19 protein-coding genes and 1 riboswitch are annotated in these 18,062 nt (G+C 73.6%); of the genes, 5 read left to right on the forward strand and 14 right to left on the reverse strand.

The window, feature by feature from the left end; translation table 11 throughout:
• Window positions 1–6: 6 nt before the first annotated feature.
• From ADK60_RS36830 to ADK60_RS36875, 10 genes are all read right to left on the reverse strand, one after another.
• Window positions 7–990 carry an NAD-dependent epimerase/dehydratase family protein gene (locus tag ADK60_RS36830; RefSeq protein ID WP_053651178.1) on the reverse strand — a complete coding sequence of 328 codons (984 nt, stop codon included), beginning with the start codon at window positions 988–990 and terminating at the stop codon, window positions 7–9.
• Window positions 991–1,172: 182 nt separating this feature from the next.
• The gene (locus ADK60_RS36835) at window positions 1,173–2,219 is read right to left on the reverse strand and encodes a hemolysin family protein (protein WP_053651163.1); all 1,047 of its coding nucleotides are present in this window, start codon (window positions 2,217–2,219) and stop codon (window positions 1,173–1,175) included.
• Complete coding sequence (locus ADK60_RS36840; RefSeq protein WP_053651164.1) at window positions 2,216–3,565, reverse strand: hemolysin family protein; 1,350 nt, start codon at window positions 3,563–3,565, stop codon at window positions 2,216–2,218. The genes ADK60_RS36835 and ADK60_RS36840 overlap by 4 nt, the downstream gene beginning before the upstream one ends.
• A 285-nt stretch (window positions 3,566–3,850) precedes the next feature.
• Window positions 3,851–4,285: a PH domain-containing protein gene (locus ADK60_RS36845; RefSeq protein ID WP_045941673.1), complete on the reverse strand. Its 435-nt coding sequence runs from the start codon at window positions 4,283–4,285 to the stop codon at window positions 3,851–3,853.
• Between the two features lie 124 nt (window positions 4,286–4,409).
• Window positions 4,410–5,258: an ATP phosphoribosyltransferase gene (gene hisG / locus ADK60_RS36850; protein WP_053651165.1), complete on the reverse strand. Its 849-nt coding sequence runs from the start codon at window positions 5,256–5,258 to the stop codon at window positions 4,410–4,412.
• A 97-nt stretch (window positions 5,259–5,355) separates the two neighbouring features.
• Complete coding sequence (locus ADK60_RS36855; protein ID WP_030306151.1) at window positions 5,356–5,628, reverse strand: phosphoribosyl-ATP diphosphatase; 273 nt, start codon at window positions 5,626–5,628, stop codon at window positions 5,356–5,358.
• A 107-nt stretch (window positions 5,629–5,735) separates the two neighbouring features.
• Window positions 5,736–6,206: a 6,7-dimethyl-8-ribityllumazine synthase gene (gene ribH / locus ADK60_RS36860; protein WP_053651166.1), complete on the reverse strand. Its 471-nt coding sequence runs from the start codon at window positions 6,204–6,206 to the stop codon at window positions 5,736–5,738.
• Window positions 6,207–6,292: 86 nt separating this feature from the next.
• Complete coding sequence (locus tag ADK60_RS36865; RefSeq protein ID WP_053651167.1) at window positions 6,293–7,594, reverse strand: bifunctional 3,4-dihydroxy-2-butanone-4-phosphate synthase/GTP cyclohydrolase II; 1,302 nt, start codon at window positions 7,592–7,594, stop codon at window positions 6,293–6,295.
• On the reverse strand, window positions 7,591–8,235 hold the full coding sequence (locus tag ADK60_RS36870; protein ID WP_053651168.1) for a nicotinamide mononucleotide transporter family protein: 645 nt from the start codon (window positions 8,233–8,235) through the stop codon (window positions 7,591–7,593). Before ADK60_RS36870 ends, ADK60_RS36865 begins: the two co-directional genes overlap by 4 nt.
• A complete protein-coding gene (locus ADK60_RS36875; protein WP_053651169.1) occupies window positions 8,232–8,909 on the reverse strand; it encodes a riboflavin synthase in 678 nt (225 codons plus the stop codon). Before ADK60_RS36875 ends, ADK60_RS36870 begins: the two co-directional genes overlap by 4 nt.
• A gap of 221 nt (window positions 8,910–9,130) precedes the next feature.
• Window positions 9,131–9,258, reverse strand: a riboswitch (FMN riboswitch).
• A 260-nt stretch (window positions 9,259–9,518) separates the two neighbouring features.
• Between ADK60_RS36875 and ADK60_RS36880 the strand changes: the two genes are divergently transcribed.
• Entirely contained in the window at window positions 9,519–9,767 is a 249-nt protein-coding gene (locus ADK60_RS36880) for an SCO4226 family nickel-binding protein (RefSeq protein WP_053651170.1), read from the forward strand.
• 40 nt (window positions 9,768–9,807) lie between these two features.
• On the opposite strand, the gene ADK60_RS44200 is transcribed toward ADK60_RS36880, so the two are convergent.
• The gene (locus ADK60_RS44200) at window positions 9,808–10,113 is read right to left on the reverse strand and encodes an antibiotic biosynthesis monooxygenase family protein (RefSeq protein ID WP_159394312.1); all 306 of its coding nucleotides are present in this window, start codon (window positions 10,111–10,113) and stop codon (window positions 9,808–9,810) included.
• 128 nt (window positions 10,114–10,241) lie between these two features.
• Here ADK60_RS44200 and ADK60_RS36890 point away from each other — a divergent pair, with 128 nt between their 5' ends.
• Window positions 10,242–10,937, forward strand: a complete 696-nt coding sequence (locus ADK60_RS36890) for an MSMEG_1061 family FMN-dependent PPOX-type flavoprotein (protein WP_079009006.1) — start codon at window positions 10,242–10,244, stop codon at window positions 10,935–10,937.
• Window positions 10,938–11,034: 97 nt separating this feature from the next.
• Here ADK60_RS36890 and ADK60_RS36895 read toward each other — a convergent pair whose 3' ends face one another.
• Window positions 11,035–11,232: a YegP family protein gene (locus tag ADK60_RS36895; protein ID WP_045941682.1), complete on the reverse strand. Its 198-nt coding sequence runs from the start codon at window positions 11,230–11,232 to the stop codon at window positions 11,035–11,037.
• A gap of 149 nt (window positions 11,233–11,381) precedes the next feature.
• Between ADK60_RS36895 and ADK60_RS36900 the strand changes: the two genes are divergently transcribed.
• Window positions 11,382–11,795, forward strand: a complete 414-nt coding sequence (locus tag ADK60_RS36900) for an HIT family protein (protein WP_045941678.1) — start codon at window positions 11,382–11,384, stop codon at window positions 11,793–11,795.
• Window positions 11,796–11,840: 45 nt separating this feature from the next.
• Here ADK60_RS36900 and ADK60_RS36905 read toward each other — a convergent pair whose 3' ends face one another.
• Both ADK60_RS36905 and ADK60_RS36910 read right to left on the reverse strand, forming a co-directional pair.
• On the reverse strand, window positions 11,841–13,469 hold the full coding sequence (locus ADK60_RS36905; protein WP_079009007.1) for an alkaline phosphatase family protein: 1,629 nt from the start codon (window positions 13,467–13,469) through the stop codon (window positions 11,841–11,843).
• A gap of 149 nt (window positions 13,470–13,618) precedes the next feature.
• Window positions 13,619–14,392 carry a GntR family transcriptional regulator gene (locus ADK60_RS36910; RefSeq protein ID WP_053651181.1) on the reverse strand — a complete coding sequence of 258 codons (774 nt, stop codon included), beginning with the start codon at window positions 14,390–14,392 and terminating at the stop codon, window positions 13,619–13,621.
• A 275-nt stretch (window positions 14,393–14,667) separates the two neighbouring features.
• Between ADK60_RS36910 and ADK60_RS36915 the strand changes: the two genes are divergently transcribed.
• Window positions 14,668–15,585 (forward strand): glycoside hydrolase family 19 protein, encoded by a 918-nt coding sequence (locus ADK60_RS36915; protein WP_053651171.1) that lies wholly within the window; start codon window positions 14,668–14,670, stop codon window positions 15,583–15,585.
• 108 nt (window positions 15,586–15,693) lie between these two features.
• Window positions 15,694–16,767: a serine hydrolase domain-containing protein gene (locus tag ADK60_RS36920; RefSeq protein ID WP_053651172.1), complete on the forward strand. Its 1,074-nt coding sequence runs from the start codon at window positions 15,694–15,696 to the stop codon at window positions 16,765–16,767.
• Window positions 16,768–18,062 lie beyond the last annotated feature (1,295 nt).

The raw sequence follows: 18,062 nt of genomic DNA on the forward strand, positions 1-18,062 counted from the left end.
GGACCGTCAGCCGGCCAGCACCGCGGCCTCCAGCTCCGGGTCCAGACCGACGGTCGGCCGGTCCGGTCGCTGCGGCGCGACGCCGCCGATCGACTGCAGCCACGCCCAGGTGTCGGCGACCGTCTCCGCCACCGGACGGCAGTGCAGCCCGGCGGCCAGCGCCTTGCTCACGTCCGCGCCGTGCACGGTGTCGTACAGCTCGCCCGGCGGGACCCAGAACGGCAGCTGGACCCAGGGGGCGATGCCGGCCTCGGTGATCGCCTCCGGTGCCGTCCAGCGCAGCTCGGGCTCGGCACCGGTGGCCTTCGCACAGGCCTCCAGCAGCTCGCCCATGGTGCTGTGTCCACGCGGGCCGACCAGGTCGTAAGGCCCGCCGAGGCCGGCCGCGACCGCGTCCAGGGTCCAGGTCGCGAGGTCGCGGACGTCGATGAACTGCACCCCGAGGTCACGCGGACCGGGGGCGAGCACGGGGCCGCCGCGGGCGATCCGGTCGAGCCACCAGGGCAGCCGGCCGATGTTCTCGTACGGTCCGACGATCAGCCCGGCCCGGATCAGCAGCGCCCGGTCTCCGAAGGCGTCCAGTGCCGCCAGCTCGCCACCGCGCTTGGACTCCGGGTAGGGCCTCTCGCCGTCGTCCTGCGAGCCCTCGACCAGCGGCGCGCTCTCGTCCGCACCGGCCGCCGTCGGGTACGTGTACACCGACCGGCTGGAGACGTACGCGTACCGGCCGACCCGGCCGGCCAGCAGGCGGGCGCTGTCGCGCACCACCGACGGGGCGGCGGACCAGGTGTCCACCACCGCGTCCCACTCCCCCTCGGCCAGGGCCGCGAGCCCGCCCTCGGCCGTCCGGTCCCCGTGCAGCACCCGGGCCCCCTCCGGCGCGGCGTGCGTCCCCCGGTGGAAGACCGTCACCTCCCAGCCCCGCTCCAGTGCCGCCTCCGCGACGGCCCGCCCCACGAATTCCGTCCCACCCAACAGAAGAAGTCTCATGCCGACCACCCTGCCCGGGGATCGTCCGCAGGGGAACCGTCGCACGCTCAGAGCGGAATCGCCGAGAGCGAAGCGGCCCCGGGAACCCCGGGCGGAACCGGGGTTCCCGGGGCCTCCCGGGGTGCGCGTGGGCCGCAGGGGCGACCCGAGCGGCCAATGGTGGCCTACGCCGCCAACTCGGCCTACGCGGCCGAGCGGTGGTCCGGGTCGTGCACCTCGCCGACCAGCTCCTCCAGCACGTCCTCCAGCATCACCACGCCGAGCGTCCGCCCGTCCTGGTCTAGGACGGCCGCGAGGTGGCAGGTGGCCCGGCGCATCGCGCCGAGCGCGTCGTCCAGCGGCAGGGTGCCGCGGAGCACGGTGATCGGCCGCCACAGCCGGGCCGGGACGGGCACCGACGGGTCGTCGACCTCCAGGATGTCCTTGAGGTGCAGGTACCCCAGGTAGCCGTGGCCGGCCGGGTCGCCGTCGGTGACCGGGAAGCGCGAGAAGCCGGTGCGCAGCGCCAGCTCCTCGACCTGGGCGGCGGTCACCTTGGTGTCCACGGTGACCAGCTGCTCGGGGGTGAGCAGCACCTCGGTCAGCGGGCGGCGGCCCAGTTCGAGGGCGTCCTCCAGCCGCTCCTGGCGGTCCTTCGCCAGCAGTCCGGCGTCACCGGAGTCGGCGAGCAGGTAGATCAGCTGCTCGGTGGTGAAGACCGACTCGACCTCGTCCTTGCCCTCGACCTTGAACAGCCTCAGCACACCGTTGGCGAAGGCGTTGAGGAAGGCGATCACCGGGGCCAGCCAGCGGGCCAGCCGGTCCAGCGGCGGGCCGAGCCAGAGCGCGGCCTTCTCCGGGCCGGCCAGCGCCATGTTCTTGGGCACCATCTCGCCCATGACCATGTGCAGGTAGACCACGACGGCCAGCGCGATCCCGTAGGAGAGCGGATGCATCAGACCGGCCGGGACGCCGAGCGCGTGGAACGGCGCCTCCAGCAGGTGGGCGATGGTCGGCTCGGCGAGCGCGCCCAGGCCCAGCGAGCAGACGGTGATGCCGAGTTGGGCGGCGGCCAGCATCGCGGAGACGTTGGACAGCGCGTGCAGCACGGTGCGGGCGCGCTTGTTGCCGGCCTCGGCGAGCGGTTCGATCTGGCTGCGCCGGACCGAGACCACGGCGAACTCGGCGCCGACGAAGAAGGCGTTGCCGAGCAGCAGCACGAGGGCGACGGCGAGTTGGAGCGCGGTCATCGGGTCCGGCCCTCGTCCTCGGTAGTGTGCGGGCGGTCGTGCCCGGAGGTGCGTTCCACCCGGACCCGGCTGGTCCGGTGGCGGTCCACGGCCTCGACGGTGAACCGCCAGCCGGGCAGTTCGGCCCGGTCGCCGGGGGCGGGCAGCCGGCCGAGCAGGTCGGTGACCAGTCCGGCCAGCGTCTCGTAGGGGCCCTCCGGGGCGTGCAGGCCGATGACCTCCAGCTGGTCGAGCCGGGCCCGGCCGTCGGCCGCCCAGACGGGCTGCCCGTCGACCGGCGGCAGCGGCAGCAGTTCGGGGCCGTCGGCCGGGTCGTGCTCGTCCTGCACCTCGCCGACGATCTCCTCGACGATGTCCTCGACGGTGACCACGCCGGCGGTGCCGCCGTACTCGTCGACCACGATGGCCATCGGCTGGAGGCGGCGCAGCTGGTCGAGCAGCCGCTCGGCGGGGAGGCTCTCGGGCACCAGCAGCGGCGGGACGGCGAGCTCGCCGACCCGGACGGTGCCGCGCCGGGCGGCGGGGACGGCGAGCGCGTCCTTGAGGGTGACAGTGCCGGTGACCTCGTCCAGGGTGTCGGTGTACACCGGGAAGCGGGACAGGCCGGTGGCCCGGGTGAGGTTGAGGACGTCGGCGGCGCTGGCGTCCCGCTGGAGCGCGGAGACGTCCACGCGGGGGGTCATCACGGACTCGGCGGTGAGGTCGCCGAGGCCGAGGGTCCGCACGAACAGGGTGGCCGACTCCTCGTCTATGGCGCCGGCCCGGGCGGAGTGCCGGGCGAGCGAGACCAGCTCGGCGGGGGTGCGGGCGTGGTCCAGCTCCTCCTGCGGCTCGATGCCGAAGGCGCGCACGGTGCGGTCGGCCGAGCCGTTCAGGACCCGGATCAGCGGGCGGCAGGCCCGGGAGAACGCCATGTGCGGGGCGGCGACCGCGCGGGCCACCTGGAGCGGGCGGGAGATCGCCCAGTTCTTCGGGACCAGTTCGCCGATCACCATCTGGACGACGGTGGCGAGCAGCATGCCGATGACCACGGCGACGCCGCGGGAGGCGCCGTCGGAGAGGCCGACGGCACCGAACAGGGGCTTCAGCAGGGTCGACAGCGCGGGCTCGGCGAGCATGCCGACGACCAGCGAGGTGACGGTGATGCCCAGCTGGGCGCCGGAGAGTTCGAAGGAGAGGTGGCGCAGGGCCCGGGAGACCCGGCCGGCCTTGGCGTCCCCGGTGGCGGTGGCGCGCTCGACGGCGCCGCGCTCCACGGTCACGAAGGCGAACTCGGCGGCCACGAAGAGGCCGTTGGCGAGGATGAGCAGGAGGGCCGCGAGAAGCAGCAACCAGGCCGTGATCACAGTGCCGCCTGCCGTCCGTCGGTCGGAGGGTGGGCGGCGCAGGTACTACCGGACGGATCGTCCATGGACGGGGAGTGTCACTCCTCAGGTCGATTTCGGGCAGGGCAATGCCTTTGCCCCGCTTTTGCCAGCGTAGACCATACCCGTGCGACCGTCGGATTCACGTTCGGGCACGGCCGGGCGTCGGATTCCGGTCATCGGACGCCGGTCACCGGGCGCCGGGCGTCCGTCGGCGGACGGGCATCGGCGGGCAGGCGGGCGGCGGCGGGTGTCGGTCGGCGGGTGTCAGGCGCCGTGCCGCGCAACCAGGTCGCGCAGGGCGCGGGCGTCGGCGATCGCCTGGTTCCTGCCCACGCCGGGCTGGATGCCGACCGCGGCCAGCGAGGTACCGTCGGCGAGGTCGAGGGTGGCCCACGGGTCGCCCTGGCGGAAGTTCACGCCGACGATCTCCGCCCAGGCCAGCCGGCGGCGGCGGACGAAGTTGACCACGGTCACGCCCTCGGCGTCGGCGCTGACCCGCGGTCGCGCCAGCATCAGGCCGACGGAGGCGAAGAGCACTCCGCTGAGCACCATCATGATCCGGTCGTTGAGCTGCCAGTTGGCCGGGAGGGCGACCGCGATCACCGCGAACAGCACCACCAGTACGGCGCAGACCGGCAGCAGCACGGCGCGGGTGCGGCGCGGGGCCCAGGTGACGGGGAACTCGGCGGGGGTGGACACGAGGGGCTCCGGGGTGGTTCGAGGGGTGGGGCGGTCGGACGGCGAACGGGGTCGGCCGACGGAAACGGGGTGGGGCGCCGACGGCGGCCCCACCCCATTCAACCGGTGCTTATGCCGGCGCCGCTCAGAGGCGGCAGGCGTGGATGTTGGTGACCAGGATCGCCCGGGCGCCGATGCCCCACAGATCGTCCATGATCTGCTGGGCCTCCTTGCGGAGCACCATGGAGCGGACGGCCACCCAGCCCTCGGTGTGCAGCGGGGAGACGGTCGGCGACTCCAGGCCCGGGGTCAGGGCGACGGCGGCGCCGACCTGCTCGGCGCGGATGTCGTAGTCCATCAGCACGTAGCGGCGGGCCACCAGCACGCCCTGCAGCCGGCGCAGGAACTGGTCGACGCCGGGGTCCTCGCCGGCGCCCTTGGGGCGGATCACCACGGAGTCGGAGATCAGGATCGGCTCGCCGAACACCTCCAGGCCGGCGTTGCGCAGGCTGGTGCCGGTCTCCACCACGTCGGCGATCACATCGGCGACGCCCAGCTGCACCGCGGTCTCCACCGCGCCGTCCAGCTTGGTGACGGTGGCCTTCACACCGCGGTCGGCGAGGTGCTGCTCGACCAGGCCGGTGTAGGAGGTGGCGATCCGCAGGCCCTCGAGGTCCGCGACGTCCTCGACCGCCGCGCCGACCGGGCGGGCGAAGCGGAAGGTCGAGCCGGCGAAGCCGAGCGCGAGCACCTCCTCGGCGTTGGAGTGCGAGTCCAGCAGCAGGTCGCGGCCGGTGATCCCGACGTCCAGGCGGCCGGAGCCGACGTAGACGGCGATGTCGCGCGGGCGCAGGAAGAAGAACTCGACCTGGTTGCCCGGGTCGACCAGCACCAGTTCCTTGGAGTCCTTGCGCTGCCGGTAGCCGGCCTCATGGAGCATCTCCGCCGCGGGACCCGAGAGCGAACCCTTGTTGGGCACGGCGATGCGCAGCATGGAGGTCAGTTCCTTACCTGTTCGGTGTGGGTGGGGTTTCCGGGCGGCCGGGGCGGACCGGAGGTCCAGCGGTCCGGCGGACTGGAGGTCCGGTGGTCTAGAGGTACTTGTAGACGTCGTCGAGCGTCAGCCCGCGGGCGACCATCATCACCTGAAGGTGGTAGAGGAGTTGCGAGATCTCCTCGGCGGTCTGCTCGTCGGACTGGAACTCGGCGGCCATCCAGACCTCGGCGGCCTCCTCGACGACCTTCTTGCCGATCGCATGGACGCCCTGCTGGACGAGCTGCGCGGTGCGGGAGGACGAGGGGTCGCCGGTGGCGGCCTTCTGCTGGAGCTCGGTGAAGAGCTCCTCGAATGTCTTCGAAGCCATGATGGGACTCACCATACGGTGTGCGGGCGGACCGGCGGTAAACGGTTCCGGACCGTGGACAGTCCGGTGGACGTCCACGGTCCGGGAGTGTGCTCCGGCCCGTCGGCTCAGAGGGCGCGCAGGGCGAGGGCGGTCGCGACGGCCGCGGTGACCGCCTCGTGGCCCTTGTCCTCGCTGGAGCCGGGCAGACCCGCGCGGTCCACCGCCTGCTGCTCGTTGTCGCAGGTCAGCACGCCGAAGCCGACCGGGACGCCGGTGTCCACGGAGACCTGGGTGAGGCCCGCGGTGGCGGCCTGGCAGACGTAGTCGAAGTGCGGGGTGCCGCCGCGGACGACCACGCCGAGGGCGATCACGGCGTCGTAGCCGCGGTCGGCGAGGCGCTTGGCGGCCACCGGCAGCTCGAAGGTGCCGGGGACGCGCAGGACGGTCGGCTCGGCGACGCCCAGCTCCTTGAGGGCGCGGTGGGCGCCGTCGAGCAGGCCGTTCATCACCTTCTCGTGCCACTGGGCGGCGATCACGGCGACCTTGAGGTCGGCGGCGTTGTCGATGGTCAGCTCGGGGGCTCCGTGGCCGCTCATGTGCGGTGCCTTTCGGTGGTTCGGGTTGCGGTGCGGATCAGTACGGGAGGGGGTGTCGGTGCGGGAGGGGTGTCGGTGCGGCCGGGTCAGCCGTCGAGGCCGGGCAGGTCGTGGCCCATCCGGTCGCGCTTGGTCCGCAGGTAGCGCGCGTTGTGCGCACCGGCCGGGATCTCCACCGGCTCGCGGCCCTTGACCTTGAGCCCGTGCTCGGTGAGCGCGGTGAGCTTGTCCGGGTTGTTGGTCAGCAGCGTCAGCGAGCGGACGCCGAGGTCGCCGAGCATCTGGGCGCCGATGCTGTAGTCCCGGGCGTCCGCGGGCAGGCCCAGGTCGAGGTTGGCGTCGACGGTGTCCCGGCCGCGCTCCTGGAGCTCGTAGGCGCGCAGCTTGTGCGCCAGGCCGATGCCCCGGCCCTCGTGGCCGCGCAGGTAGAGCACCACGCCCCGGCCGGCCTCGGCGACCCGCCGCAGCGAGGCCTGGAGCTGGGGGCCGCAGTCGCAGCGCAGCGAGCCGAGCACGTCGCCGGTCAGGCACTCGGAGTGGACCCGGACCAGGACGTCCTCGCCGTCGGGGAGCCGGCCGTCCTCGGCCAGTCCGCCGGCGACCAGCGCGATGTGCTCGACGCCGTCGAGGGTGCCCCGGTAGCCGACGGCGGTGAACTCGCCGTACGCGGTCGGCAGGGCGGTGACGGCGGCCCGGTCGACGTGCAGCTCGGTGCGGCGGCGGTAGGCGATGAGGTCCTCGATCGAGATGATCGCCAGGTTGTGCTCGCGGGCGAAGGCCACCAGTTCGGGCAGCCGGGCCATGGTGCCGTCGTCGTTGACGACCTCGGCGATCGCGCCGGCCGGCGGCAGGCCGGCCAGCCGGGCCAGGTCGACCGCGGCCTCGGTGTGGCCGGGGCGGACCAGCACGCCGCCCTCGACGGCGCGCAGCGGGAAGACGTGCCCCGGCCGGGCGAGGTCGCCGGGGCCGGTGCCGGGCGAGGCGAGCAGGCGCACGGTGCGGGCCCGGTCGGCGGCCGAGATGCCGGTGTCGACACCGTCCCTGGCATCCACCGAGACGGCGTAGGCAGTGCCCTTGCGGTCCTCGTTGACCTGGGTCATCGGCGGGAGCTTGAGCCGGTCCAGCTCGGCGCCGGTCATCGGGGCGCAGATCACGCCGGAGCTGTAGCGGACGGTGAAGGCCATCAGCTCGGGGGTGGCGGCGGAGGCGGCGAAGACGATGTCGCCCTCGTTCTCGCGGTCCTCGTCGTCGACGACGATCACGGCGCGGCCGAGCGCGATGTCGGCGACGGCCCGCTCGACCGGGTCGAGGACGAACTCGCCGGCGGGGTCCCCGGCCGGACTCGTGGTGGGGTGCTCGGCCGGACGCGTGGTGGGGTTCTCGGTCATGCGGAGGCTCCCTGGAGGACGGGGTCGGTCACGGGGTGTGCGGTGCGGCCGCGGAGCCACCAGGCGCGCAGGCCGAGCAGGACCAGGACGAAGTACACGGAGTAGGTGAAGCCGGAGAAGACCAGGCCGTTGTCGAAGGCGAGCGGCACGCCGACCAGGTCGACGGCGATCCAGGCGAACCAGAACTCGACCCAGCCGCGGGCCTGGGCGACCATCGCGGCCAGGGTGCCGACGAAGATGTAGGCGTCCGGCCAGGCGTCCCAGGACAGTTGCGGGACGGCGGTGAAGAGCGAGCCGACCGCCAGGGTGCCGAGCGCGGTGCCGCCGATCAGCACGGCGCGCTCGCGGCCGGTGGCGAAGCGCACGGCGACGTCGCCCTCGCCCCGCGCGCCGCGCTGCCACCTGGTCCAGCCCCACACGGCGGCCGTGATCACCACGATCTGCTTGCCGACGCCGCCGCTGAGGTGGGCGCTCCAGTAGGCGCCGATCAGGACCAGGCCGGAGAGCAGCTGGACCGGCCAGGTCAGCCGGGACCGCTGCCAGCCGAGGGCGAGCGCGGTGAGGCCGAGCAGGTTGCCGATGATGTCGGAGCGGTAGACGTCCTGGCCGAGCAGGTGGACGGTGCCGTTGAGCCAGTTCACCGTTCCTCCCCCGGAGTGCCGTCCGTTGCGGGCAGGGACGGGAGGGTGCGGGCCTCCAGCAGCCGCTCGACGTACTTGGCGAGGACGTCGACCTCCAGGTTGACGCTCTCGCCGACGGCCCTGGTGCCGAGGGTGGTCAGCGCGAGGGTGGCCGGGATGAGGCTGACGGTGAAGCTGTCGCGGGCGGCCTCGACCACGGTGAGGCTGACGCCGTCGACGGTGATCGAGCCCTTCTCGACCAGGTAGCGCGAGACGGAGTCGGGCAGCGAGAACCGCAGCACCTCCCAGCGGAGTTCGCCGGCCGCGTCGCGCTCCCCCGGCTCGCGGCTCAACAGCCGCCCGGTGGCGTCGACATGACCCTGCACCAGATGTCCGCCGAGCCGGGCGCCGAGCGCCATGGCGCGCTCCAGGTTGACCCGTCCGCCGGGCTTCAACTCGCCCAGGCTGGAACGGTGGAGCGTCTCGGCCATCACATCGGCGCTGAACTCGCCGGTGCCGGCCGCGAGTTCCTCGGGAGTGTCGACGACGGTCAGGCAGACGCCGTTGACCGCGATGGAGTCGCCGTGCCGCGCGCCCTCGCAGACCACCGGGCCGCGCAGACGGATTCGCGAGGAGTCGCCGATCTCCTCGATCGACACGACCTCGCCGAGCTCTTCGATGATGCCGGTGAACACCCGGGTTCTCCTCGCGCTTGGGGCGCGGACTCCGGGGTGTGGCACGGGAGAAGGACACGGACAGGTGTGGGCACGGGGGTACGCGGACCGCCGGACGGCAACGGGACCCGTCGCCGGGCTGCCGCCGAACCGGGCGCCGGAACGAGGGGGAACCCCGTCCGTCGCCGCACACCGCCTCCCGCAGTCCACCGGGGGACCACGGGCCCTGCTCACTCGTCCGCCGCGCACGCCTCCCATCCGGACTTTAACCGTCGGTCCAGGAATTTCACCTGGTCAACCGGCCGCTGGCTGCGGACGGGTCGCGGACTGTAACCGCCGGTTCGGATTTTCACCGACCCCGGAGTGCGCTGAACGTCACTGCTACTTCTGCCGTCATTCTGCCATGATCCGCGCGGAGCCAGGGAGAGGTGTCCACTGTGGTCTCTTTCACTCGGCGCCGGGGAATGGACGGCGCGGGGCCGTCGGCCGGGGCTGTGCTGCCTGCCCGGGGCGCGTCCGGTGGCGACCCAAGGCGCGTCCGGTGGCGGCCCGGGGTGCGTCGGGCGCAGGCTGGTGGTACCGGGGCGGCGGCACGCGCCGTCGCGGGCGACCGCGGGAGGTGCGGGAGCTATGGCCAAGTTCATGGACGTCCACCACGGGATGGCCGGCATCACCGAGGAGCAGTTCCGGATGGCGCACCAGGCGGACCTGGCGATCCAGGCCGACGAGGGCGTGACCTTCGAGCAGGCCTGGGCCGATCCGGAGTCCGGCCACGTCTACTGCCTGTCCGAGGCTCCGTCGAAGGAGGCCGTGCAGCGGATCCACGAGCGCGCCGGGCATCCGGCGGACGAGGTGCACCCCGTTCCGCTGATCGTCTGAGCACGACCGGCGGCGTCCGGATCGTCCGGGCCGCGGCGGATCAGGGCGCGGGGACCGGCGTGAAGTGGGTGACCTCCGGCGGGTGGGCCAGGTAGCGCAGTTCGCCCTCCGACCAGACCGGCCGGATCCGCCACATCGGCCCCGCGTAGCCGAGCAGCGCCGCCTCGTCGCGCCAGCGGCTGACCACGAGCACCCGGTGCCCGCCCTCGGTGACGGAGCGCAACAGCTCCCCGCCGAGGCAGCCGTCGGTGCGGCCGAGTTGTGGGAGCACCTTGCTGGTCAGCACCTCGCAGAACTCCTCGATGTGCCCGGTCATGACCTGCCCGGCCCAGATTCTGATGATCACGGCGACCACCTGCCCCGAAAGCGTCCTGGCCCCATTATCGACGGGAAAACGCTGGTGGCGAGGGGTTCGGGCGGGATTTCCCGACGGCGAACGGCCGCCCCCGCACAGGCTCGGCTACCTTGATCGGTATGACCAGCACACCGGAGTCCGTTGTTCCGTCAACCCCCGGGCCGGATCGGCCCTCCGGCCTGTTCGAGGCGCTCGCCGCCACCTCCGTCCGTGACGCGGCCGGGCTGCGGGAGATCTACGAGCAGCCCAGTGACCACGCCAGCCGCAAGCAGGTGGACCGCATCCACGAGGTCGCCCGGCAGCTGATCGCCTGCTCCTCGCTGGTCCTCCTGGCCAGCGTGGACGCCGAGGGACGCTGCGACGTGTCCCCGCGCGGCGGCCCGGCCGGACTCGTGTCGGTGCTCGACGAGTTCACCCTGGCGATCCCGGACGCGACCGGCAACAAGCGGCTGGACACCCTCCACAACATCGTCGGGACCGGCCGGATCGGGCTGCTGTTCGTCGTGCCGGGCCGGGACACCACCCTGCGGGTCAACGGACGAGCCTGCGTCTCCACCGACCCCCGGCTGCTGGAGCAGCTGACGGCGGTCGGCAAGCCGCCGCGCAGCGCGATCGTGGTCGCCGTCGAGGAGGTCTTCGCGCACTGCCCGAAGGCGTTCCTGCGCGCCTCGGCGTGGAAGCCGGAGAACTGGCTCGCCAAGGACGCCCAGCCGAGTTCGGCCGAGGTCACGCTCTCGCACCTGGCGGACCCCGAGCTGACCGTCGAGGCGATCGAGCAGAACGAGCGGGAGGCACTGCTCTACCGCTACGAGTAGCGGCGGGGGCCTGCCCGGCCACTGGAGCAGAACGGCGGTGCGGGGCCGGCCGGGGTGCTCGTGCCGCCCCGGGCCGGCCCCGCACGGACCGCCGGGGTCAGGCCGCGGCCCCGGACTTGGCGACGTCCACCACGCTCGCGCCGCTCGCCGCCCGTTGGACGGCCTCCACGCCCTTGTGGGCGGCGTCCTTGCTCGCGTAGCCCTGGCCGGTGGCGACGATCTCGCCGTTGCCCGCCTTGAGCCGGAACCGGTACTTGCCGCCGGCGTCCTCGTACACCTCGAACTTGCCCGCCATCCGGGCCACCTCCTCGTCGACGGGACGCGCCGCGCGCCCCACCTGCACGGTGCGCCCGGCCGCCGCCGGCCCGCACCCGCTCGGGGTCCGGACGGGTGAGCCGGGCGGGAGCGCGTGCCGGGGCGGCCCGGGGCCGGTTGAATGGACGGATGGACTGCGTGTTCTGCGCGGTGGTCGCCGGTACGGAGCCCGCGCACCGGGTGCTGGACGACGGGGTGGCGGTGGCCTTCCTGGACCGCCGGCCGCTCTTCCCCGGCCATGTGCTGGTGGTCCCCCGCGACCACCACCCCACCCTGGCGGACCTGCCGCCGGCGGCGGTGGGCCCGTTCTTCCTGCGGGTGCAGCGGGTGGCGGCGGCGGTGGAGCTCGGGCTGGGGGCGGCGGGGAGCTTCGTCGCGGCGAACAACCGGATCAGCCAGTCGGTGCCGCACCTGCACGTCCATGTGGTGCCGCGCAACCCGAAGGACGGGCTGCGCGGCTTCTTCTGGCCGCGCCGGGCGTACCCGGACGAGGCGGACGCGGCGCTGGTCGCCGAGCGGCTGCGCGCCGCGCTCGCCCCCTGAGCCCGACCGCCGCCCGGGCCCGGGAGGCGGTCCGGCCCGACCGGCTCAGCCGACCCGGACGTTGTCGAGCACCCAGTACCAGTTGTTGCTGCCGGTGTACCGGAAGCGCAGCCGCAGCCGGCTCGCGCCCGCCGGGACGGCCAGGTCCAGCCGCTGGCGGCCGTTGGTGTCGGCGGTGCAGCTCTTCACCTCGACGGGCGTGCCGCCGTCCCAGACCGCGAGCACCCGGGCGGTCTGGACGCCGTCCGGCCGGTAGAAGGTGGTGAAGGTGACCGGGACGCTGCTCCGGCCCGCCACCGGGTACTCGGGGCTGACCAGGGTGGAGTCGTAGTTCCCCTGGAAGGTCCTGTCGGCCCACTCGTCGGAGTCGGCGACGGCGAAGACGTTGCGGGAGCGGACGTTGAGCTCGCGGTTCTGGTCGCGCTGGGTCTTGGTCCAGAACTCGTCGGTGGTGAACGACCAGCCGCGCCACTCGGTGACGCCGCCGGTGCCCATCGCCGAGTTGTCGACGGACCAGCCGGCCGGCGCGGTGCGGGTGAAGCCGAGGACGCCGGCGGCGATGCCGGTCTCGTCGACCCGGCCGGTGAGCTGCGGGCGCAGCGCGTCGAAGTCGTCCGGGACCAGGGCCGGGATCGGGGTGCCGTCGAGGCCCCAGGCGGGGTCGGCCGCGATGCCGAGGTGGGCCAGGGCGGTGGGCGCGATGTCGACCATCCGCACGTCGTGGCGGACCGAACCGGCCGGGAACGCCGAGCCGTTGGCGATCACGAAGGTCTGCCGCTCCTCCCAGGTGGAGCCGCCGTGGCCACCGGTGGGGGTGTGGCCGTGGTCGGCGGTGATCATCACCAGCCAGTCCTCCTGGGCGTAGCCGGCCCGGCCCCGGACGGCGGTGAGGATCTGGCCGACCTGGGCGTCCACGCCCCGGATCGCGTCCAGGTAGGCCTGGCTGGCGGAGCCGCTGCTGTGGCCGGCGTGGTCGACGTTGTCGAGCTGGACGAAGACCGCGTCGGGGTTGCCGTCGCGCAGCCGGGCGACGGCGCGGGCGGTGGTGCCGGTGTCGTACTCGGCGGACGGGGTGGCGGCCCGGGTGTCGACCCGGCCGGAGTAGACGGTGTCGGCGATCGGCGCCCAGGACGCCACCACGTAGGTGGCGAGCGCCGGGTTCGCCGTCTCGGCCCGGGTCAGGAAGTCCGGGTAGGCGGCGAAGGCGGGGGCGGTGAAGTTGTTGTCGCGGACGTTGTGCTTGTCCGGCCAGACGCCGGTGGCGATGGTGGACCAGCCGGGGCCGGAGGAGGTGCCCGCCATCGGGTTGGTGTAGAGGCTGCTCGCGGCGGTGAGGCCGCCGGCCATCAGGGCGGCGAGGTTCGGGGCGCCGGAGTCCTTGATGCGGGTGAGCATGGTGCCGTCCAGGCCGATGACCAGGACCTTGGGGGTGCGGGCGGCGGCCGCGGCAGCAGTCGCGGGGGCGGTGGCCGCGCGGGCGGCGGTGGCGGCGTGGGCGGCGGTGGCGGCCGGCGGGCCGGCGGCGAGGGCCGCGGCGGTGCCGAGGAGCAGGCCCCGGCGGGACAGGCCCGGGGCGGCGGGGGCGGGCCGGGCGGCGTGGGTCTGCGGGGGGGCGTGGGTCTGCTGCGCGGCGGGGATCCGGGGGGTCACGTCGTCCTCCTGATGCGTCGTCATGGCGCGGAACGGGGCGGTGACTACGGTCGGAGCAGCGGATGGCCGGGGGTCGCCGGGTTTCCGACCCGGGTGTGAACAACGCCCGAATTCGGTCCAGACCCGTTATCTTCTCGTGATCATGGGCGGCCCATCGAGGGAGTCGGAGGAGATCAGTCCGCCTCGAGCCGGGTGGTGAAACTGAAGCGGTCGCCCCGGTAGAGCGAGCGGACCCGCTCCACCGGCCGGTCGGCGGAATCCCTGGTCAGGCGGTGCAGCAGCAGCATCGGGAGCGCGGGCGGGGTGCCGATCAGCAGCGCCTCGCGCGGGGTCGCCAGCACGGTCTCGATCCGCTCGTCGGCGGCGCCGAAGGAGATGCCCACCTTCTCGCCGAGGTACGCGTACAGCGAGGACCCGGGGTCGAACTCCTCCTCCAGCCCCGGCACCCGCCCGACCGCCAGATAGGTGCTCTCCAGACCCACCCGCTCACCGTCCGCGAGCAGCACCCGCTCCAGGTGCCAGACCGGATCGCCGGGGCCGATCCCCAACTGCCCGGCCAACTGGGGGTCGGCGCCCAGCCGTTCGAGCCCGATCAGGGTGCGGCCCGGCACCCGGCCCTGGCGCCGCACGCCCTCGGTGTAGCTGGCCAGCGAGAGCGGCTGCTCCAGCTTGGGGCCGGCCACCACCGTGCTGCGGCCCCGGCGCCGGACCCGGCCCTGGATCAGCAGCTCGCGCAGGGCCTGGCGGAGGGTCTCCCGGGCCACCTCGAAGCGGGCGGCGAGCTCGCGCTCGGTCGGCAGCACGCCCCCCTCGCCGAGCTCGTCGAGCAGCGCCTCCAGCCGGCCCTTGACGGCGTAGTACTTGGGCACCCGGCCGTGCTCCGGGATGCCCGACCTGATCGGTGCGCCGGGGCCCGACCGGGCGGCGGCGTCGGGGGTCTGATCCACCCGGACATCCTCCCAGACCCGGCGGCCGGGCCAGGACGGGCCGTCCGGCGGCGCGAGGGGCGCCCCTTCCGCCGCCACCCCTTTCCGGGCGATTCGCCCCGACCCCCTTGACAGGTATAGACCACTCCGCTTGAGTCTGGAACAGCCCCGCACCCGGCCCGCACCCCGGTCGGCCCGTCCCCCACGACGTGCCCCCCACCGCGGGGCCCGGCTCCCCTGCCCCGACGTCCCGTCCTCCACGACCGTGCGGCCCCCACCGCACAAGGGGTGATCAAGTGTCCACGAAACGCCTGCTCGCACTGCTGTCCGCCGTCCTCACGGCGCTCGCGGTGATCCTGCTGCTGCCCGCCGCCAACGCCAGCGCCGCCGTCTGCGCGACGCCCTGGAACTCCTCCGCCGTCTACACCGGCGGGGCCGCCGTCTCGTACAACGGCCACAACTGGCTCGCCAAGTGGTGGACCCAGAACGAGCCGCCGAGCACCGGCGGTTCGGGCGTCTGGTCCGACCAGGGCGGCTGCGGCACCGGCCCGGACCCGACCGGTACGCCCACCCCCACGGGCACCGTGAACCCGGGCGGATTCCCGGTCAGCCAGGCGCAGTTCAACCAGATGTTCCCGAACCGGAACCCCTTCTACACCTACCAGGGCCTGATCGACGCCCTCTCCGCGTACCCCGCGTTCGCCGCCACCGGCACCGACACCGTCCGCAAGCAGGAGGCCGCGGCCTTCCTCGCCAACGTCAACCACGAAACCGGCGCGCTGGTCTACGTGGTGGAGCAGAACACCGCCAACTACCCGCACTACTGCGACACTTCCCAGCCCTACGGCTGCCCGGCCGGCCAGGCCGCCTACTACGGGCGCGGGCCGATCCAGCTGAGCTGGAACTTCAACTACAAGGCCGCCGGCGACGCCCTCGGCATCGACCTGCTGCGCAACCCCAACCTGGTGCAGACCGACCCGGCCGTGGCCTGGAAGACCGCGCTCTGGTACTGGAACACCCAGAACGGGCCCGGCACCATGACCCCCCACAACGCCATGGTCAACGGTGCGGGCTTCGGCGAGACGATCCGCAGCATCAACGGCTCGCTGGAGTGCAACGGCGGCAACCCCGCGCAGGTGCAGAGCCGGATCAACGCCTACCAGCGCTTCACCCAGCTGCTCGGCACCGTCCCCGGCAACAACCTGAGCTGCTGACGGACCGGCGGGACGGCGGCGCCGTACCTCCCGGGGACGACCGGCGGGTGCCGAAATCGTCGCCGCGGTGGACGCCGCCGCCGTCCCGCCCCTCCTAGGCTCGTACTCATGAACGATCTTGGCAGCCTCGTCCAGCAGACCGCCGACCGCCTCGCCGGCCAACAGGTCGGCGCGGTGGTCGCCGGCCTCGCCCGCGGCACGGTGGAGATCCGCGGCGCCGGACGCACCGGCCCCGGGGCCGCCGGCGGTCCCCCCGGCCCCGACACCCTCTTCGAGATCGGTTCGGTGACCAAGGTCTTCACCTCGCTCGCGCTCGCCCGGCTGACCCTGGCGGGCACCGTCACCCTCGACGACCCGCTCGCCGAGGTCCTCGCCGACGCACTCCCGGCCGGCGCCACCGTCCCGGCCAAGGGCCCGGAACCGCTCGCCCTGCGGCACCTCGCCACCCACACCTCCGGCCTGCCGAGGCTGCCCGCCGGCATGCTGCTGTCCTCCCTCCTCAGCCCCAACAAGCCCGACCCGTACGCGCACTGCACCACCGAGTCCCTGCTGACCGGCCTCGGCCGGACCAGGCTCCGGGCCACCCCCGGCCGCAGCTTCCGCTACTCCAACCTCGGCGCCGGGCTCCTCGGCCTCGCCCTCGCCCACCGGGCCGGCGTCGGCTACGGGGAACTCGTCCGGCGGGAGGTCTGCGAACCGCTCGGGCTGAAGGACACCGTCCTGGAGCCCGACCCGGAGCGGACGGCCCGCCTCGCCCCCGGACACACCCCCGGCGGACGGCCGGTCCCGGCCTGGCACCTCGCCGACCTCGCCGGCGCGGGCGGCCTCCGCTCCACCGCGGCCGACCTGGCGGTCCTCCTCCAGGCCCAGCTGGCCGGCGACGCCGGGGACGCACCGCTCGGCCCCGCGATCGCCCTCACCCGGGAGGTCCGGCACCGGGTCAACCCGGTCGCCTGGATGCACCTCGGCTGGCTCGGCCACCGCCTCCACGCCCGCCAGGGCGGCCACCTCCAGATCTGGCACAACGGCGGCACGGGCGGCTACCGCTCCTTCATCGCCTTCGACCCCGAGCGCCAGGTCGGCGTCATCGTCCTCGCCAACACCCGCCGCTCCGTCGACACCCCCGCCGTCCGCCTCCTCCGCACCCTCCAGACCACCCGCGCCACCTTCCCGGGCCAGTAGCGAGCCAACCCGGCTCGGATGCATCGACAGGCGATCACGCAGCAGGCCGGTCCGAGCTGGATCCCCGCGCGCAGCACGACAGGATCCCCTGCAAGCAGCCCCGGTCTCCCCCGGACCTCCGGGCGGAGCCACTCCGGCGTGTCCGTCGACACGGCCTCCGTCTGTGGGGCGGAGGCCGTAACCGGTGGCTCGGAGAGTGCTCCGCAGGGCGGCTTTGTCATCTTTTTTTATAGCTCTCGTTTTTTTATAGCTCCCGGCCGGGCCCGGTTACCTGGCGAAGCTGTTGAGGAGTAAGGGAGTAGCGGCTCATGGCGTCATCCCTGCCCGACGGTGCGGACCGGGGTTCCGGAGGGGAGGCCCAGCTGTATCGGGGTTGGGTACGGCTGGGGCGGTTGCGGTGCCAGGTGGTGGGCGGGAGCGCGGGCGGGTGGACCGGTTCGGGTGCCCCTTGTTGGTGGGGCGATCCGAAGGCGTCCGCCCGGCCGCTGGTGCGGAGGGGGTGGGAGGGTGCAGGGTAGGACCATGTCCGAACGCCGTGACCGCCGCCGTCTTCACGCCCGTGCCCGAGCTCTCGGAGTGCCCGTCGGGCAGGTCGGCCGCCGGACTTCCCTTCGCCGGCCCGGGCCGCCGGTCGTGGAGCCCGCGTGGCCGCGTACCGCGGTGCCGGAGCGGGACGAGGCTCCCGCAACCGCCCGGGCGATGCCTTCGGTACCGGTGACGTGCTGCACGGTCTCGCGCGACCGGCAGATCACGGACGGCGGGACCGTGGTGATGCTGACCCGCCACACGGCCGACTGCCCGATCTGGTCCGCCCGCTGAACACGGGCCCGCACGGGCCCTGATCGACGTCGGCGACGCGAGTGCGTTCCCGACCGCCGCCCACCTCGCCTCCTGTACCGGCCACGAACAGCCGAGGAACAGCCTCGAACCGCTTGACCAACCACATAGGGGCACTCCCCACCTGCGCGGGGAGAACGACCAGCCGCCGTGGCATCTGTCTCAAGTCAGGCGAGAACCGGTTCTGCCCCGGGGTACGGGCTGAGCACGGTGTCGAAGTAGCCTTCCGGGTCTTCCTCCAGGAAGGTCGCTGAAAGGTCCCATTGGGTTCTGCCGGGACGGACGCCGTCGGATGGGCGGTGTCTCAGTGCCAGGGGGTCCGCCGGTGCCTTCGGCCCACTGGGCGAGGGCGCGGTGGTCGGTCGTGCGGATGCCGGTCTGGACGCAGAATGCGGTGGCGGGCTCGGTGAAGGCGCTGGTGGTGACGGCGGCGGCGAGGTCGGGCTCCTGTCGGCGTT

The organism is Streptomyces sp. XY431, from assembly GCF_001279805.1.
GTDB classification, from domain to species: Bacteria; Actinomycetota; Actinomycetes; order Streptomycetales; family Streptomycetaceae; genus Kitasatospora; species Kitasatospora purpeofusca.